The 16,366-nt window shown below is 64.5% G+C and carries 16 protein-coding genes and 1 pseudogene; 5 read left to right on the forward strand and 12 right to left on the reverse strand.

Annotated elements, in window-relative coordinates:
- Positions 1 to 13: 13 nt before the first annotated feature.
- From HMPREF2886_RS34960 to HMPREF2886_RS05735, 3 genes and pseudogenes are all read right to left on the reverse strand, one after another.
- Positions 14 to 321: pseudogene (locus HMPREF2886_RS34960) on the reverse strand (recombinase XerC); the annotation flags it as partial.
- A 183-nt stretch (positions 322 to 504) separates the two neighbouring features.
- A complete protein-coding gene (locus tag HMPREF2886_RS05730) occupies positions 505 to 3,525 on the reverse strand; it encodes a two-partner secretion domain-containing protein (RefSeq protein ID WP_070746946.1) in 3,021 nt (1,006 codons plus the stop codon).
- A 58-nt stretch (positions 3,526 to 3,583) separates the two neighbouring features.
- Positions 3,584 to 5,221 carry a ShlB/FhaC/HecB family hemolysin secretion/activation protein gene (locus HMPREF2886_RS05735; RefSeq protein ID WP_052156918.1) on the reverse strand — a complete coding sequence of 546 codons (1,638 nt, stop codon included), beginning with the start codon at positions 5,219 to 5,221 and terminating at the stop codon, positions 3,584 to 3,586.
- A 585-nt stretch (positions 5,222 to 5,806) separates the two neighbouring features.
- Between HMPREF2886_RS05735 and zapE the strand changes: the two genes are divergently transcribed.
- Positions 5,807 to 6,865, forward strand: a complete 1,059-nt coding sequence (gene zapE, locus HMPREF2886_RS05740) for a cell division protein ZapE (protein WP_033970453.1) — start codon at positions 5,807 to 5,809, stop codon at positions 6,863 to 6,865.
- A 38-nt stretch (positions 6,866 to 6,903) separates the two neighbouring features.
- Here zapE and HMPREF2886_RS05745 read toward each other — a convergent pair whose 3' ends face one another.
- The 4 genes from HMPREF2886_RS05745 to HMPREF2886_RS05760 all read right to left on the reverse strand — a co-directional run bounded on the left by HMPREF2886_RS05745 (position 6,904) and on the right by HMPREF2886_RS05760 (position 9,546).
- A complete protein-coding gene (locus HMPREF2886_RS05745; RefSeq protein ID WP_033970454.1) occupies positions 6,904 to 8,211 on the reverse strand; it encodes an NAD(P)/FAD-dependent oxidoreductase in 1,308 nt (435 codons plus the stop codon).
- Between the two features lie 63 nt (positions 8,212 to 8,274).
- A complete protein-coding gene (locus HMPREF2886_RS05750) occupies positions 8,275 to 8,445 on the reverse strand; it encodes a DUF3094 family protein (RefSeq protein WP_003094672.1) in 171 nt (56 codons plus the stop codon).
- 25 nt (positions 8,446 to 8,470) lie between these two features.
- Complete coding sequence (locus tag HMPREF2886_RS05755; RefSeq protein ID WP_033970456.1) at positions 8,471 to 8,920, reverse strand: MOSC domain-containing protein; 450 nt, start codon at positions 8,918 to 8,920, stop codon at positions 8,471 to 8,473.
- Complete coding sequence (locus HMPREF2886_RS05760; protein ID WP_003094668.1) at positions 8,917 to 9,546, reverse strand: DUF1780 domain-containing protein; 630 nt, start codon at positions 9,544 to 9,546, stop codon at positions 8,917 to 8,919. The genes HMPREF2886_RS05755 and HMPREF2886_RS05760 overlap by 4 nt, the downstream gene beginning before the upstream one ends.
- A 132-nt stretch (positions 9,547 to 9,678) precedes the next feature.
- On the opposite strand from HMPREF2886_RS05760, the gene HMPREF2886_RS05765 reads away from it, so the two are divergent.
- The 4 genes from HMPREF2886_RS05765 (at position 9,679) to HMPREF2886_RS05780 (ending at position 11,572) form a co-directional block, all read left to right on the forward strand.
- Positions 9,679 to 10,104, forward strand: a complete 426-nt coding sequence (locus HMPREF2886_RS05765) for a GNAT family N-acetyltransferase (RefSeq protein WP_033970457.1) — start codon at positions 9,679 to 9,681, stop codon at positions 10,102 to 10,104.
- Positions 10,101 to 10,571, forward strand: a complete 471-nt coding sequence (locus HMPREF2886_RS05770; protein WP_003103866.1) for a hypothetical protein — start codon at positions 10,101 to 10,103, stop codon at positions 10,569 to 10,571. Before HMPREF2886_RS05765 ends, HMPREF2886_RS05770 begins: the two co-directional genes overlap by 4 nt.
- Positions 10,568 to 11,257 (forward strand): energy-coupling factor ABC transporter permease, encoded by a 690-nt coding sequence (locus HMPREF2886_RS05775; protein WP_003103868.1) that lies wholly within the window; start codon positions 10,568 to 10,570, stop codon positions 11,255 to 11,257. The genes HMPREF2886_RS05770 and HMPREF2886_RS05775 overlap by 4 nt, the downstream gene beginning before the upstream one ends.
- Positions 11,258 to 11,362: 105 nt before the next feature.
- Positions 11,363 to 11,572, forward strand: coding sequence for a hypothetical protein (locus tag HMPREF2886_RS05780; RefSeq protein WP_070746948.1), 210 nt, complete (start codon positions 11,363 to 11,365; stop codon positions 11,570 to 11,572).
- A 36-nt stretch (positions 11,573 to 11,608) separates the two neighbouring features.
- On the opposite strand, the gene yacG is transcribed toward HMPREF2886_RS05780, so the two are convergent.
- The 5 genes from yacG to pilB are packed head-to-tail and all read right to left on the reverse strand — an operon-like array spanning position 11,609 to position 16,214.
- Positions 11,609 to 11,809 (reverse strand): DNA gyrase inhibitor YacG, encoded by a 201-nt coding sequence (gene yacG / locus HMPREF2886_RS05785; RefSeq protein WP_003094656.1) that lies wholly within the window; start codon positions 11,807 to 11,809, stop codon positions 11,609 to 11,611.
- The gene (gene coaE, locus HMPREF2886_RS05790) at positions 11,806 to 12,417 is read right to left on the reverse strand and encodes a dephospho-CoA kinase (RefSeq protein ID WP_003094654.1); all 612 of its coding nucleotides are present in this window, start codon (positions 12,415 to 12,417) and stop codon (positions 11,806 to 11,808) included. Before coaE ends, yacG begins: the two co-directional genes overlap by 4 nt.
- The gene (gene pilD / locus HMPREF2886_RS05795; protein ID WP_033976386.1) at positions 12,414 to 13,286 is read right to left on the reverse strand and encodes a type IV prepilin peptidase/methyltransferase PilD; all 873 of its coding nucleotides are present in this window, start codon (positions 13,284 to 13,286) and stop codon (positions 12,414 to 12,416) included. Before pilD ends, coaE begins: the two co-directional genes overlap by 4 nt.
- Before the next feature lie 3 nt (positions 13,287 to 13,289).
- Positions 13,290 to 14,510, reverse strand: a complete 1,221-nt coding sequence (pilC, locus tag HMPREF2886_RS05800) for a type 4a pilus biogenesis protein PilC (RefSeq protein WP_033976387.1) — start codon at positions 14,508 to 14,510, stop codon at positions 13,290 to 13,292.
- A 3-nt stretch (positions 14,511 to 14,513) separates the two neighbouring features.
- Positions 14,514 to 16,214, reverse strand: a complete 1,701-nt coding sequence (gene pilB / locus HMPREF2886_RS05805) for a type IV-A pilus assembly ATPase PilB (RefSeq protein ID WP_033976388.1) — start codon at positions 16,212 to 16,214, stop codon at positions 14,514 to 14,516.
- Positions 16,215 to 16,366: the final 152 nt, after the last annotated feature.

Consider the following 16,366-nt stretch of genomic DNA (forward strand, 5'->3'; position numbering starts at 1 on the left):
AGTACCGGTATCGCTAGGCGAGACTGCTTCGGGCGGCAGCTCCCCATCCACCAGATCCGCTTGTTGCGGTGGAAGCCGCTGAGGCCGGGCGGCACGGTTCGATAAGTGTTGAGCCATCAGAGTGAACAGCATGCTTTGCTCGAAGGTGTCAGGTGGCTGTGGTAGCGCTTCTGCCTCCCACGCGGTTGGACCTCCCTGAATGCCTGTCCCCGGTGTGTGCTCCCTTGGTTCTGAAGGTTCTGTCCTGGCCTCCGGCGGCGGTACTTCGCCCACTCGAGCGAGAGGTTGCCAACATGGCCTCTGCTTGGCAGAGGCTTGCGGGGGTTGTTGAAGGCTCATAAAAAAACAGGCTCATGAAAGTTCATGAGCCTGTTTCCATCGTACCGGCTGCGGCGTCAATGCCTTAACTGACTGGCATCAGGCATCGAGCCGGGCTTTTCTGTTTCTGGAAATCCTTGGGCTGGAATCCCTTCCCGCCGAAGCGGGAAGGGCTGGTGATACGGCTTAGAAGCTGAAGTCGCGTCCGATCATCGGCACGTTCTTCGCCTCTTCGAGCAGCGTGTTCTGAGATTGCTGTCCGCCGAGGTTGAGGCCAATCAGTCCGCCATGGATAAAGAGGGGGTTCTGAGCAACTACCTTGCCGCTGGCCGAGGAGTTCCTGACGGAGCCCATGTTGATCCCGACCAGCCCGCCCAGGCTCTGGCCCTGATTGCTAGTGACGCTGCCGGAGGCCGACGAGTTCTCGATGTTTCCGTAGTTCGTGCCGACCAGTCCGCCGACATGGCTCGAGGCGCCGCCCTCTACGTCGCCGCTGGCCGACGAGTTCGCCACTTTGCTCGAGCCTTCCAGCAGGCCCACCAGGCCTCCGGCGAAAGCGCCGATGCCGCCGCGAACCTTGCCCGAAGCCTGGGCGTTGGTGATGAGGGTGTCCTTGCTCGAACCGATCAGGCCACCGATCCGGGCGTCGTTGGCCATGCCATTGACGTCTCCCCGGGCCTTGGCGTTGGTGATGGTGCTCTGTTCGCTGCTGCCGATCAGTCCACCCAGGTGGCGGCCCGATTTGTCGGCCACGTTGCCGCTGGCGCTGACATTGCTCAGAGTGCCTTTGACGTTCTTGCCGACCAGGCCGCCGAGCGAGTCGGTACCGTTGCCGCTGACGTCGCCTTCCGCGGACGCGTTGGTCAAGGTGCCGCCCTCATTGCGGCCGACCAGGCCGCCGGCCGCCACTGCGCCGGCGCCGTTGACATTTCCGCGGGCGGAAACGTTTGTTAGCGTGCCCTTCTCGTTGAAGCCGACCAGGCCACCGCGGAAGCCACCACGGCCAGAGCCGGAAACCGAGGCCGAGGAGCTTGCGTTGGTCAGTTCGCCCAGATAGTTGCGCCCTAGCAGCCCACCCAGGTTCAGGTTGTTACCGGCCAGGTTCAGGCTGCCTGATGCGTGGCTGTTGGAAATCCGGGCCTCCCGGTTGTTGCCTACCAGGCCGCCCGCGCCATAGGAGGTCGAGTCGCTCGACATCCGCCCGGAGATGATCACGTCCGCCTGGCTGTTGTCGATGCTGGCGATACCGTTGGCGGTCGAAATGTTCTCGCCCACCAGGCCGCCGATGGCGTAGGTGCGCCCATTGCCGATCAGTTGGCCGCTGGCGGAGGCCTGATCGATGCGGCCGAGGTTCAGGCCGACCAGCCCGCCCAGCGTGTTGTTCTGTGCGGAGCCGGTGACGCGGGCGTTGCTGACCTTGACGTTATAGATGGTGCCGATGTTGGCGCCGGCGAGCGTACCGATATCGTTGTTGTAGCCGGTGGAGCGGGATCCGCTGACCTCGACCCGGTCGAGGTACAGGTTGCGCAGCGTGCCGTGGTTGTTACTGAACAGGCCGATGAACGCGCTGGTACCATAGACCGCCAGGTTGCTGATCTCGTTGCCCAGGCCGTCGAAGATGCCGGTGAAGGCCCCGCCATTGCCCAGGGACAGGAAGCTGGTGTTGCCGCCGTTGATGGCGTTGCCCAGTACGTAACGACCGCCGAGATTCCGGTCGATCTCTCGCAGTTGCTGGAGGCTCTGGACGACCTTGTAGTCCTGGTCGTTGGCGCGGAAGGAGGCGCCTTTGCCGGACAGGGTCACTCGCGCGTCGTCCTGAAGGCTGTGGCGCTTGCCGTAGTTCAGGCTCAGTGCCGTGTTCTGTCCGGAGAGTGTGATATCGGCCTTCTGGCGAATCTCGTTGCGGGCGTTCAAGGCCAGGCCCGCGCCGTTGCCGGTGGCTTTGATGGTTCCGTTCAGCTCGACGTCGCCCTGCTCGGCGCTCAGGCTCAGCTTGTTGGCGCTGTTCCAGGAAACCGGCGCGTCGACCTTCAGGTTGCCGCGCTTGCTGGTGAGTTCGATATGGGTGCTGCCCAGGTTGCGCGACAGGGTATCGGCCAGCAGGGTCGGGGTCTTGCGCATAGCGGTCTGGGCGACATCCACTTCATTCGAGCGGATCTTCCAGGTGCCGGTCCGACCCTGGTCGGCCTGGGTGTCCACCTGGGCCGCCAGTTGCACCTCGACCTTGCCGCCGCGGTTCTCCACCACGCCGCCATCGCCCTGGCCGCCCAGAGCGCTGGCGTCCTGTCGGCCAGCCACCAGGACGGCGCCGCCATCGCCGGCATCGAGGACGATGCGGCCGGATTTGTTTTGCAGGGTCTTGGCCTCGATCACGCCCTGGTTGCTGACCACGGTCTTGAGCAGGCTGTCGGCGCTGCGGGCAGTCATCAGCACCTGGCCGCCGTCGGCCTTGAGCAGGCCGCCATTGTGCGCCAGGGCGTCGACCGCGCCGGCGTTGACCTGCAGGTTGAGCAGCCCGTCGCCGTCGAAGTTCAGGCTGACATCCTGGCCGGCACCGAGGGCGACGCTGCCCAGGCGGGCCTGGACCACGCCGCTGTTGTCGACCCGCGCGCCGAGCAGGGCGATGCTGCCGCCTTCGCTGGCACTAAGGGTTCCGGCGTTGCTCACGCCGGCGCCGGACTTGCCGTTGAAGCGGTAATTGCCGTCGAGGAAGTCCTTGTCGGAAATGTCCAGGGTGCTGGCCACCAGGCCCCCGACGTTGACCTGGGCGGTCTTGCCGAACATCACCCCGTTGGGGTTGATCAGGAACACCTTGCCGTTGGCGTCGAGCTTGCCCAGGATCTTGCTGCCATCGTTGCCGAGTACCCGGTTGAGGGCGATGGCATTGCTGTTCTGTTGCTGGAAGCTGACGCGCTCGTCGGCGGCGATGTCGAAGCCGTTCCAGTGGGCGATCAGCTTCTGGCTCTGCTGGTCGATGGTCATGTGCTTGCCGTCGACGCTGGTATGGATGCTGCCTTGGCCATTGACGATCTTGCCGTCGGAGGGCAGGGCGAAGGCTTCGGGCAGGCCGAGAAGGTTCAGCAACGATGCGCCGGCGACTGCCAGCAGCGTGCCGCGGCCGCTCTTGCCGCGGCGGCGGGTGCCTTCGCTGGCGACATTCCAGCATCCTGTAGCCTGGTTCCAGACCAGGGCGTAGCTTCTATTCATGGGTAGGTCCTCTCTGGGTGGGAAAAGTTCTGCTGCTCCGCAGCAGAACGGGTGTCGCTCAGAAATAACGGGTCGCCTGCAGCCACAGGCGCGGATTGCGGTCGGGCGCGATGCCCTTCTCCTGGCCCAGCGGCCAGGCGGCGGTCAGGCTGACCTGATGGTCCGCGCCGTACCATGTGGCGCCGGTGCCGGCCCCGCCCATGCGGTTGCGATTGACTTCCGGGGTCCAGGGCTTCTTCTGGAACTTCACCGCGCCCTGGTCGACGAAGCTGCTCAGTTGCCAGCCGGGAGCCAGGCTGTAGCGCAACTCCGCGCTCGCCTGCCAACCCTCGTCGCCGGTGCCGCCCTGGGTGCCTGACGGAAACGCACGGACGCCATAGGCACCGCCGATGTCGAACTTCTCCGCGCTGTCGAGGTTGCCGGAGCTCCACTGGGCATTGAGCTGAGTGAACAGCTGCAGGCGGTCGGTCAGCCGCTGCAGGCGTACCGCGTTGATGGAGAGTTTGTCGAAGCGCCCCTGTGTGCCGGCGCTCTTCCTGTCCCTGCTGCGCTCGCCGCTGTCCAGGTTCAGCCGGCCATGCCCGTAGGCCAGCGAGAAACCGGTCTGCCCGCCACCGAGCAGGCGGTCCTGGCTGCTGCCGCTGAAACCGGCGGTCCAGAGATGGATCTGCTTGCTCTTCTTGAACTCGAACAGGTCGATGTCGTCGTTCAGTCGCTTTTCTTCGTACTGTAATTGCGTGGACAGGTTGAAGGCGCGGCTGCGTAGCAGCGGATGGGTGAGGAACAGGCTGTCGATGATGGCTCGCCCGTGGGCTTCCCATTCCTTGAAGTCGCGCACCAGCCGGTAGGAGGTTTCCGAGTGCGCCATGCCGATGCGTGATCCCCAGGGACCCAGCGGCAGCTGGTAGGCGGCGCGGTAGTAGCGTTGATGGCGATCGCTGCCGAGCAGGCGCAGGTTCAGCTGGTCGCCCAGGCCCAGCGGACCGTTGAGGTCGAAGACGCCGCCCAGGCGGTATTCGCCCATGGCGCGGTCGCCGAAGTTGTCCGCCTCCAGGCGGCCGCTGAAGAGCGGGGCGGTCCGGGCATCGATGCGCAGGTCGGTGGTGCCGGGAACTTGTCCCGGCAGCAACGTGCCCTTGGCTTCCACGCCCGGAATGTCGCTGAGCAGCAGCAGGCTGCGCTCGAGTTCGTCGCCCTTTACGGGGGTGCCGCTTTCCAGATTGGCCAGGGGCTGGCGCACCACCGGATCGAGGGTACGCGAGCCATTGTGCAGTTCGACCTGCCCATAGCGCCCCTCGACGACTTCGAGCCGTACCGTGCCGTTCTCGATTTCCTGTGCGGGCAGGTAGGCACGCGCCAGTACGTAGCCATGCTGCTGGTAGAAATCACCGATTCGGCCGGCGGCGGCATGCAGTTGCGGCAGGCTCAGCTCATGCCCCTCGAGATCGGCCAGCAGGGCGAGCAGCCGCGCGGAATCGAACACCCGGTTGCCGCCTACCTGGAACTTGTCGACCCGTACTCGTGGCCCCTCGGCAGAGGCGTCGGTAGCACCTGCGTCTTGCGGCGCGGGTTTTTCCGGATCCAGCTCCATGGGCGCGGGCAGGTCGAGGCGCTGGCTCTGCGCATCGCGTACGGCCTGGCCGGCGTCCGGTATCGAGATGGGGGCCGCGGCGATGCCCAGGGAGGAGAGCAGCAGCGCCACGCCGGCGATACCGGCACTGCGTCTTGGTCGGGCATTGTTCAGGGAGTCGCTGGATGGCAGAGGGTGATGGTTCAACGGAAAGTCATCGAGACAGGGCGGCATCGTTCATCGGTTCGCTTGTTTTGCGGAAGAAAACCCGGGAACCACATCGACGGTGCCGATATGGATCAGGACTGGAAAACGGGGTGCCCAATAGGCTGGATAGGAGGGGAATCGGAAACAATCGTAGCTTTCTGATTCTGGATGCCCCCTTTTCTTCAAGAGTTGTAGGGGCTTCGGGAAAGAGATGACGGAGAGGTGGGAAGAGGATGTCGGAGAAGTGCTTGCCAGAGCCGCGGGCGGTTTGTGCCGCGGAGGGCGCGGCCCGGTGGCACAGGAGTGCCAATTGCTGTCGGCGGTGGCACGAGGAGCCTGGCAAGGCCCGTCCGACAATCGCCCATTGTCGGCGCGAGGAAGCTGGAGCGCCTTGATCGGCCGGCGCTAGAATCGTTTCCTCCGGCGGCTGCGCCCAACCTGCTCGGCTGGCCGGGTTTCCACATCGAGCCCCCGAGTCCCGCGTGTTCTTCACGGCGAACGTCCATGTCCGAATCGACCTCCGCGCTTCCCGTGGCGCGCCACTTCCAGCGCGAAGCGCAGCAGCGCGGCTATGTGCTGGATGACGCCCAGCGCAGCGCCATTGCCCACCTGGATGAGCTGCTGCAACGCCTGCGTCGCGGCCCCTCGCTGTTCCGCCGGGCCGCGCGCGGTCTCTACCTGTGGGGGCCGGTAGGACGCGGCAAGAGCTGGCTGATGGATGGCTTCTTCCGTAGCGCCGACCTGGAGCGCAAGCGCCGGATCCATTTCCACGCGTTCTTCCGCCAATTGCACGACGGCATGTTTCGTCGCCAGGGGCAGGCCGACGCGTTGGGCGGCGCGCTCGATGAACTACTCGGCGATTGCCGTCTGCTCTGCTTCGACGAATTCCATGTGCACGACATCGGTGATGCGATGCTCATCAGCCGCTTGTTCCGCGAATTGTTCCGGCGCGGCATCACCCTGGTCTGCACGTCCAACTACGCGCCCCGGCAACTGTTGCCCAATCCGCTGTACCACGAGCGTTTCCTGCCAGCGATCCGCCTGATCGAAACGCGCATGCAGGTGCTGGAGGTGGCCGGTGCGCAGGATTACCGGAGGCGTCCGGCGAGCGCCGAAGCTGCCTCCGGTTACCCGGGCGGCGCCTATTGTCACTCCGCCGCGGCGGAAGGCCTGCAAGGGCTGGGTTTGGCGGTGCCCGAGCCTGCGGAGCGGGCGATGCTGCGCTGCGGAGCGAGAGCCTTGCTGGCGCGCGCGGTGCGCGACGACCTGGTGTGGTTCGCCTTCGCCGATCTCTGCGAGGCGCCGACCGCGGTAATGGACTACCTGGTCCTCGGCGAGCGCTTTTCCACCTGGGTGCTGGATGGCGTGCCGCCGATGGCACGCTGTTCGGTCGCCGCCCAGCAGCGCTTCGTCAACCTCGTCGACGTTCTCCACGACAACGACCGGCGCCTGTTCCTGCGCGCCGAGACGGCCCTGGCGGAGCTCGTCGAAGGCAGCGCGCTGCCGGCGGACATGGCGCGTACCGCCAGCCGCCTGGCACAACTGCGGCAGTTTCGTCGCTGAGGTGGCGCCCCGCGCCGCTGGCGGCGGGGCGCGGCCGGTCAGTGCAGCTTGAGGCGCGGTTCGGTGCTGCGCAGGCGCCCGCTGAGCATCAGCATCGCGGTGCGCAGCGGACCGTACAACGCCATCTGGTGCATGCGGTATAGCGATACGTAGAACATCCGCGCCAGCCAGCCTTCGAGCATGACGCTACCCATCAGGTTGCCCATCAGGTTGCCGACCGCGCTGAAGCGCGACAGCGAGATCAACGAACCGTAGTCGCGGTAGTGATAGTCGCCCAGCGGCTTGCCTTCGAGACGGGCACGCAGCGATTTCACCAGCAGCGAGGCCTGCTGGTGCGCGGCCTGGGCGCGTGGCGGCACGTTGCGCGGTTGCTCTCCCGGTTGCCCCGGCTGGGGACAGGCGGCGCAGTCGCCGAAGGCGAAGATGTCGTCGTCGCGGGTGGTCTGCAGGGTCGGGCGGACCACCAGTTGGTTGATACGGTTGCTTTCCAGGCCGTCGAGTTCCTTGAGGAAGGCCGGAGCACGGATGCCCGCCGCCCAGACCTTGAGCGTCGCCGGGACGAATTCGCCGTCGCCGGTCCAGAGGCCGTCCGCATCTACCTTGCTCACCGCGGAGCCGGTCATCACCCGTACGCCGAGCTTGCTCAGGGTCTGGTGTACCGGCTGGCTGATACGCTCGGGCAGTGCCGGCAGCACCCGCGGGCCGGCTTCGACCAGGCTGATGTGCAGGTCTTCCGGGCGGATCCGGTCGAGCCCGTAGGCGGCCAGCATCTGCGCGGCGTGGTGCAGTTCCGCAGCCAGTTCGACGCCGGTGGCGCCGGCGCCGATGATGGCGATACTCACTGCGTTGTTGTTCGCGTCGTGCCCGGTATGCGCACGCAGGTACTGGCCGAGCAACTGGCGGTGGAAGCGTTCGGCCTGGGCGCGGGTATCGAGGAAAATGCAGTGTTGCGCAGCGCCCTCGGTGCCGAAGTCGTTGGTGGTGCTGCCGACGGCGATCACCAGGGTGTCGTAGGCGATGTCGCGCTCGGGAACCAGCTCAACGCCATTCTCGTCCACCAGTGCGGCCAGGCGGACCCGCTTGCCGGCGCGATCCAGGCCCTGCATGCGGCCGAGCTGGAATTCGAAGTGGTTCCATTTCGCCTGGGCGACGTAGTTCAGCTCATCCTCGGAGGAGTTGAGCGAGCCGGCGGCGACTTCGTGCAGCAGGGGTTTCCAGATGTGGGTGAGGTTGGCGTCGACCAGGGTGACCTGGGCCTTGCCGCGTTTACCCAGGGTGCGGCCGAGACGGGTGGCGAGCTCCAGCCCGCCGGCGCCGCCGCCGACGATCACGATGCGATGGGACATGTGGATATCTCATAGTGGGAATTCCGTGAGGCGGTCGTCGGGAGCGTGGCTCGACCGGACGACTCAGGCCAGGTAGCTGAGGAGGCGGCTGAGCAGGCCCAGGCCGATGACCACGGCGAGCAGGACGAACATCAGGAACCACGGGCGGAACGGCGCACGCTCGACCTGGTGCAGCGGCGAGGCGAGGTACTGCTCGACCTTCTGCTGGTCTTCGGGGCTCAGTCGGCTGGACATGGCAGGCCTCCGTTTTCGATGTCGGTCATTCTAGACAGACAGGGGGCTCGATCACCAGCGGATCGTCGAGGCGGATCACTCCGCTGCCGATCACCCGCGCGGTGATGCCGCCCTGTTCACGCACGCTTTTCAGCGTGCGGTGGTCGATGTGCTTTTCCAGGCGTCCGCAGGGTTGGTACCAGCCAGTGGTTTCCAGCAGCGCGCCGCCGAGGCGGAAGCGACGATCCTTCAGGCTGAGCAGGTTGATGCCGGCGACGGCGATGTTGCGGCGCATCTCGTTGGGCAACAGTGGCCTGCCCAGCAGGGTACCGAGGGCTTCGATGTGTTCCCACTGCACCAGGGTGACCTGGCGCGGCGGGTGCGGGTGGTCGCCCGTCAGTCCCAGACCGCGCCGTGCCTCCACCGCCTCCAGTTCCTGGATCGGCGCGCGGCTGCCGGCGCGCACGCCGATCCACTTCACCCGCCCTTCGCTCACAGGCCTACCCCGGCGTCGAACAGGATGCTGCGGCCGAGGTTGGCGCGCAGGAACTCGGGGGCGCCGGAGTGAGCGAAGAGCACCCGGGCAAAGGTCGGACCGACCATCGACAGCGAGCGCCAGCCTTGGCGCAGGTATTCGGTGGGCGGCGGGAAGGGCGTATTGAAATCGGGCACCGCGCGCTTCAGGTTGACGAAGGCCAGCAGGTCCAGTTCGCCGTGGTCGATGCCGCGCTCGCTATAGTTGTGCGCCTTCTTGCGCAGGGTTGGCGCCAGCCGTGCCTGCAGCTCGGCGGCGGCGATCCGTTGTGGCCGCTCTTCGCGGCGGATCAGTTGGCGCAGGCTGACGGCCTGGCGGCGACGGGTCAGTTCCTCGCGCCACTCCTCGTTCAGCCGGCGACCTTCATCGAGGACGAAGAACACCTCGAAGCCGGCACCCTTGAACAGGACGTCCGGCGGCTGTTCCCCGGGGGCGGCGAAATCCTCCTGGCGATAGGGCACGTTGAGGGCTTCGAGGAAGCGCTGGCAGACCCAGCGCTCGCGGTCCCATTTACGTGCGTTGGAGAGGAAGTCGTTGGCTTGTTCGGCCTGACGGGTGAGCAGGCGCAGGTAATCCGCTTCGTTCATGGGCTCAGCTTAGTCTGCCGGCAGGGCCGCTTTCCAGCCCGCAGGCGTTCCGGCTGCGACAATCCGTCCCGGAGCGCGCCAGCGGCGAGGCTCGGTGTACACTGCCGTTCCCCTTGGGCCGGAGCCGTTCCGATGCAACTTCGCAGCGTCATCGCCGCCGATCACCCGGCACTCTTCGCGCTGTGGTCGCGAACGCCAGGTATCCGCCTCCGTGCGGAGGACGCCTATCCCTTCTTCCTCGCCTACCTTCAACGCAACCCCGGGCTGAGCCTGCTGGTCGAAGCCGAAGGGGAAGTGATCGCCTGCCTGATGGCCGGGCATGACGGTCGCCGTGGTTACCTCCAGCACCTGGTGGTCGATCCCGGTTATCGAGGGCTGGGGCTGGCGCGGCGGATGCTCGACGAGGTGCTGGCGCGTCTGGCGAGGGAGGGGATCGGCAAATCCCATGTCTTCGTCCTGGATGCCGCCGAGGAGGCACAGGCATTCTGGCGAGCCCAGGCGGACTGGGAGCGGCGCAAGGACATCCAGGTATTTTCCACTCGGGAGGGACACGCGTGAAACGATTGCATTGGGTTCTGCTGGCCATGCTGCTGCCCGGCCTGGCGCTGGCCGTGGAGAAGGGCTCCACCCTGGAGCCCTGGACGTTGCAGGACCAGTTCGAAAAGGCGCACTCGCTGGACGACTCCACCCGGGTCCTGCTGGTGGCGCGGGACATGGACGGCTCGAAGCTGGTCAAGGCGGCGCTGGCGGAACGCCCAAAGGGCTACCTGGAGGCGCGCCACGCGCTGTTCCTGGCGGACATCAGCCGCATGCCGGCGCTGATTTCCCGGCTTTTCGCGGTGCCGGCCATGCGTGACTACAGTTATCCGGTGCTGCTCGATCGCGACGCGGCCATCGCTTCTCGCTATGCCTCGGACGAGGGCAAGGTCCTCTGGGTCAGGCTGGAGCAGCGCCGCGTGTTGGAAACCCGCCAGTTGGATTCGCCGGTGGCCCTGCGCATCGCCCTGGAACAACTGCAGCCGTGATCGCTGCCGAGTTGCTGTCGGCGGAAAGCCTGGAACTGGGCTGGGCCATCTATGCGCCGGTGCTGCTGCTCGCCGCCTGGCGCGCGCCCTGGGTCGAGCTGGTCAGCGATACCCGCCGCCAGCACCTGGTGTTCGGGACCATGCTCGGGCTGTTCCTGCTCTGGCTGGTACGCCGGGACTTCGAGTCGGGGCTGTCCTTCCATTTCATCGGCATGACCGCCGTGACCCTGCTGCTCGACTGGCCGCTGGCGATCGTGGTGGGGCTGGTGGCGCAGCTGGGTTTGTGCCTGCTCGGCCGCCAGGATTGGCTGGCGATCGGCGTCAACGGCGTGCTGCTGGTGGCGATTCCCGCGCTGATCGCCGAGCTGGCGGCGTTGTTCGTGGAAAAGCGCCAGCCGCGCAACCTGTTCGTCTACATCTTCTGCTGCGGTTTCTTCCCGGCGGCCCTCACCGCGGTGGTGGTCCTGCTGCTCGGCCTTGGCGTGGTCTGGATCGACGGCCTTTTCCCGATGCCGCCCTGGCTGGAGGACTTCGCCGGTTACCTGTGGCTGATCATGTTCCCCGAGGCCTTCATCAACGGCACGGTGATCACCGGCCTGGTGGTTTATTACCCGGAGTGGCTGGAAACCTTCAATCGCACGCGCTACCTGCAGGCGCCCTGGAAGGACGAAGAGCGCAAGCCCTGATGATCAGTCATTCGCCAGGTCCATGGCGGGCGGCGGCTGACTTGCGTCAGTGTTTCGGACCAAGCCGGCCACGATCCTGCCGTTTTCCCAGGTGAGGAGCGGAACATGGGTGTCCATGAATGGGCCCGAGAGGGCCTGCGAGAGCTGCTGTCGAAGAGCGACGAGGCGGACCGGGCAATGCGCCTGCGCGCGTTGCTCAGCGCAATCGTCGAACTGAACCGGGCGGAGCGCGATGCTGGCGACCTGGCCAGCGAACTGCAATTTCTTGCGGAGAATCTCGACGACCAGTGCGACTACGCTTTCATGCGTCCCTGAAGGAGCGGGCCAGCCAATCCGGCTGGCCCGTTGCGTTCAATGCTCGCGAGGCGGCAGGTCGGCGGAGAAGATGTCGTCTTCCAGGGTGTCGCCGGGAATCGCATGTTCCTCGGCTGCCCAGGCGCCGAGATCGATCAGCTTGCAGCGGTCGGAGCAGAAGGGGCGGTACTTGTTGTCGCTTTTCCATTCGACGGGCGCGCCGCAGGTCGGGCACTCCACGGTCAGGGGCTGGCTCATGCTCGGCCTCCTCGCAAAGTCAGGTAGAAGGCGTGCAGTCGTTCGACTTCACGCTGCAGGTGGGACAGGTCGCCGTCGTTGACCAGCACGTCGTCGGCGTGCTTCAGACGCTCGTCGCGCCGGGCCTGGGCCTGGAGGATCGAGCGCACCTGCTCCTCGGAGACCTTGTCGCGAAGCATGGTGCGCTGTAGTTGCAGGTGTTCCGGGGTATCCACCACCAGCACTCGCTGGGTCATCTGGCGCTGGCCGGACTCCACCAGCAGCGGCGAGACCAGGATGGCGTAGGGCGATTCGGCCCTGGCCAGGTACTGGACGATCTCCGCGCCGATCAGCGGGTGCAGCAATTGCTCCAGCCAGCGCCGTTCCTCCGGCGCCTGGAAGATCCGCTCGCGCAAGGCGGCGCGGTCGAGCTGGCCATCGGGCAGGAGGATGCCGTCGCCGAAGCGTTCGACGATCTTCGCCAGGGCCGGACGCCCCGGCTCCACCACCCAGCGGGCGGCATGGTCGGCGTCCACCAGGTGGACGCCGAGGGAAATGAAATGCTCGGCGGCTGCGCTCTTGCCGCTGCCGATACCGCCCGTGAGGCCTAGTATCCAGGGTTGGGTCATTTGAATCCGGCGAATTGCAGATAGGTCCGGGTTATTTGATCACCCCAGAGCAATGCAATCCACCCGGCAATCGCCAGATAGGGACCGAAGGGGATCGGCGTGCCGCTTTCGGCGTTGCGCAGGCGCAGCATGATCACCCCGAGGATCGCCCCGACCAGCGACGACAGCAGGATGGTCAGCGGCAGGATCTGCCAGCCGCCCCAGGCACCGAGCATGGCCAGCAGCTTGAAGTCGCCGTAGCCCATGCCCTCCTTGCCGGTCACCAGCTTGAACAGCCAGAACACCGACCACAGGCTCAGGTAGCCGAACACCGCGCCGAACAGCGCATCGTCGAGGCTGGCGAAGAGACCGAAATGATTGGCGACCAGGCCCAGCCAGAGTAGCGGCAGCACCAGCACGTCCGGCAGCAGTTGGTGATCGGCATCGATCAGGCTCATCGCCAGCAGGCCCCAGGTCAGCAGGAGCATCGCGCCCGCCTGCCAGGTGAAGCCGAAATGCCAGGCCACGTAGCCGGAGAGCAGCGCGGTGGCCAGTTCCACCAGGGGGTAGCGCTTGCCGATGGCGGCCTTGCAGGACGAGCACTTGCCGCCCAGCGCCAGGTAGCTGACCAGCGGGATGTTTTCCCAGGGGCGGATCTCGTGGCCACAGCGCGGACACGCCGAATTCGGCAGCACCAGGTTGTAGGTCGCCTGCTTGGGTTCCGGTTCCAGCCCGAGCGCTTCGCGGGCCTCGGCCTTCCAGTTGCGCTCCATCATCTTCGGCAGGCGATGCACGACGACGTTGAGGAAGCTGCCGACCAGCAGGCCAAGAAGGATGGCGCACAAGACAAAGGCCAGCGGATGGCTGGCCAGGTAGTCGAGGAGGGGCATCAGTTATCCGACGACGTTGCCGAGTTGGAAGATCGGAAGGTACATGGCCACGATCAGACCGCCAACCAGTACGCCGAGAACGGCCATGATCATCGGCTCCATGAGCGTGGTGAGGTTGTCCACGGCGTTGTCGACTTCCTCTTCGTAGTAGCTGGCGACTTTGCTCAGCATCTCGTCGAGCGAACCGGACTCCTCGCCGATAGCGGTCATCTGGATCGCCATGTTGGGAAAGACGCTGGTGGTGCGCATGGAGAAGTTGAGCTGCATGCCGGTGGAAACGTCTTGCTTGATCTTGCTGACCGCGTTCTTGAACACGATATTGCCGGTCGCTCCGGAGACGGAGTCGAGCGCATCGACCAAGGGAACACCCGCGGCGAAGGTCGTGGACAAGGTCCGTGCATAACGGGCTACCGCGGATTTGTAGACGATGCCTCCGAAAATGGGAAGTTTGAGGATCGTTCTGTCGAGTGCGTCGCGGAATTTTTTCGAGCGTTTATGCAGTTCCTTGAAGGTAAAGCCAATCACCCCCACGCCAACGATGACGGCAAGCCACCACTCCTGTAGGAACTCGGATAAATTTACGACCATTTGAGTGAATGCAGGCAGCTCTGCGCCAAAACCTTGGAATACGGATTGGAACTGCGGAACGACCTTGATTAGCAGAATGGCGGAGACGATCAAGGCAACGATGATGACGGCGATAGGATAAGTCATCGCCTTCCTGATCTTTGCTTTTAACGATTCCGTTTTTTCCTTGTATGTCGCGACTCTATCCAGCAAGTTTTCCAAGGCGCCCGATTGCTCGCCGGCATCGACCAGGTTGCAATAGAGTTCGTCGAAGTACTGCGGTTTCTTTCTCAGTGAGTTGGCCAGGCTGTTGCCCGAGGACACTTCTTGCTTGATCTCATCCACCAGCTTGCGCATGTTGGGATTGTCGAAGCCTTCGCCGATGATGTCGAACGATTGCAGGAGGGGAACGCCAGCGCCCATCATGGTCGCCATCTGCCGGGTGAACAGGGCGATGTCCATGGGTTTGACTTTCTTGCCTGCGCCCAGCAGGGAGATACCTTTCTTGCGTACCTTGAGCGGATTGATGCCTTGCTTGCGCAGATGGGCCTTCACCAGCATGGGATTCTGCCCGGTCAGTTCGCCCTTGACCTTGGCGCCTTTCTTGTCGGTGCCCTCCCAGATGAAAACGCTGGTTTTTAACGCTTTTTCCGCCATGGATTAATCCTTGGTCACGCGGTTGACTTCCTCCAGGCTGGTGATCCCCTGCATGGCTTTCAGCAGGCCTGAGGTGCGCAGATCGTTGAAGCCTTCTTTGCGGGCTTGCTCGGCGATCTCGATGGAGTTGCCTTCCTCCATGATAATCCGCTGCAGGGCCGGGGTGTTTTTAACTACTTCATAAATACCGACACGGCCCTTGTAACCGTTCTTGCAATGGTCGCAGCCCACCGGCGAATAAAGCTTGAAGGTGCCGATCTTGTCTTCCGGGAAGCCCTCGTGAAGCAGGGTTTCCTTCGGCACGTCGTGTTCTTTCTTGCAGTGCGAACAGAGTTTTCGCGCAAGGCGCTGGGCGATGATCAGGTTCACCGAGGTCGCCAGGTTGAACGCCGGCACGCCCATGTTCAGCAGGCGGGTCAGGGTCTCGGCGGCGCTGTTGGTGTGCAGGGTGGACATCACCATGTGCCCGGTCTGTGCCGCCTTGATAGCGATCTCGGCGGTCTCCAGGTCGCGGATCTCGCCGACCATGATCACGTCCGGATCCTGGCGCAAGAAGGCGCGCAGCGCCTGGGAGAAGTCCATGCCCTGGCGCGGATTGACGTTGACCTGGTTGATGCCTTCCAGGTTGATCTCCACCGGGTCTTCGGCGGTGGAGATGTTGATATCGGTGGTATTCAGGATGTTCAGGCCGGTGTACAGCGATACCGTCTTGCCCGAGCCGGTGGGGCCGGTGACCAGGATCATGCCCTGTGGCTGCTTGAGTGCGGCCAGGTAGAGTTCCTTCTGGTCCTCCTCGTAGCCGAGGGCGTCGATGCCCATCTGCGCGCTGGAGGAGTCGAGGATCCGCATCACGATCTTCTCGCCCCACAGGGTCGGCAGGGTGTTGACGCGGAAGTCGATCGACTTGGTCTTCGACACGCGCATCTTGATCCGCCCGTCCTGCGGCTTGCGTCGTTCGGAGATATCCAGGCCGGCCATCACCTTGAGTCGCGCGGAGATGCGGCTGGCGAGCTGGATCGGCGGCTTGGCCACTTCGTGGAGCATGCCGTCGGTACGGAAGCGCACCCGGTAGATCTTCTCGTAGGGCTCGAAGTGCAGGTCGGAAGAGCCGCCCTTGATGGCATCCAGCAGCATCTTGTTGACGAAACGTACTACAGGTGCGTCGTCCGCTTCTGCGCTGGCATCCTCTTGGGTGGACTTGTCCGCGCTACCGATATCCAGTCCCTCGAGGTCGACATCGTCGAGGCCTGCGAGACCGTCGGTAGCGCTTTCGAACAGTTTGTCGATGGCCAGGCCAAGCTTGTCGTCTTCGACCAGAATCGCTTCGGTCGTCAGGCCGGTGCTGAACTGGACATCATTGATGGCCTGGTGGTTGGCGGGGTCGGAGATGCCCACGAAGAGCTTGTTGCCGCGCCGCCACAAAGGGATGACCCGGTGCTGGCGGACCAGCTTCTCGCTGATGGCGTCCCGCGGAAAGCTTTCCTTGTCCAGGCTGTTCAGGTCGCAATAGGCGATGCCGAACTGCTCGGCGGACAATTCGGCCAGGGCCAGGCCGCTTACCAGCTTGTTCTGCACCAGGTGCGTCACCAGCGCCAGCTTGTTGCGCTGCGCCTGCGCCTGGGCCTGCAGGGCGGTTTTTTCGTCGAGTAGATTGGCTTGGACGAGCTGTCGGGACAGGCCGCTCAGTTGGATGCTGTCGTTCATGGGGAAGGAATCGCAGAAGGGCTATTGAAGTGCCTTATAACGCAGATGACAGGGGCTGCCAAATCGAGGAAATCCAGCTGTCAAAAAATGTCACATCCTGTCCGTTTTAAGTTTGACTCTCATCGAGAAGGGAGTCTGATTTCCTTGAGCAT

It is taken from the genome of Pseudomonas sp. HMSC066A08, from assembly GCF_001813025.1.
Taxonomy (GTDB): domain Bacteria; phylum Pseudomonadota; class Gammaproteobacteria; order Pseudomonadales; family Pseudomonadaceae; genus Pseudomonas; species Pseudomonas aeruginosa.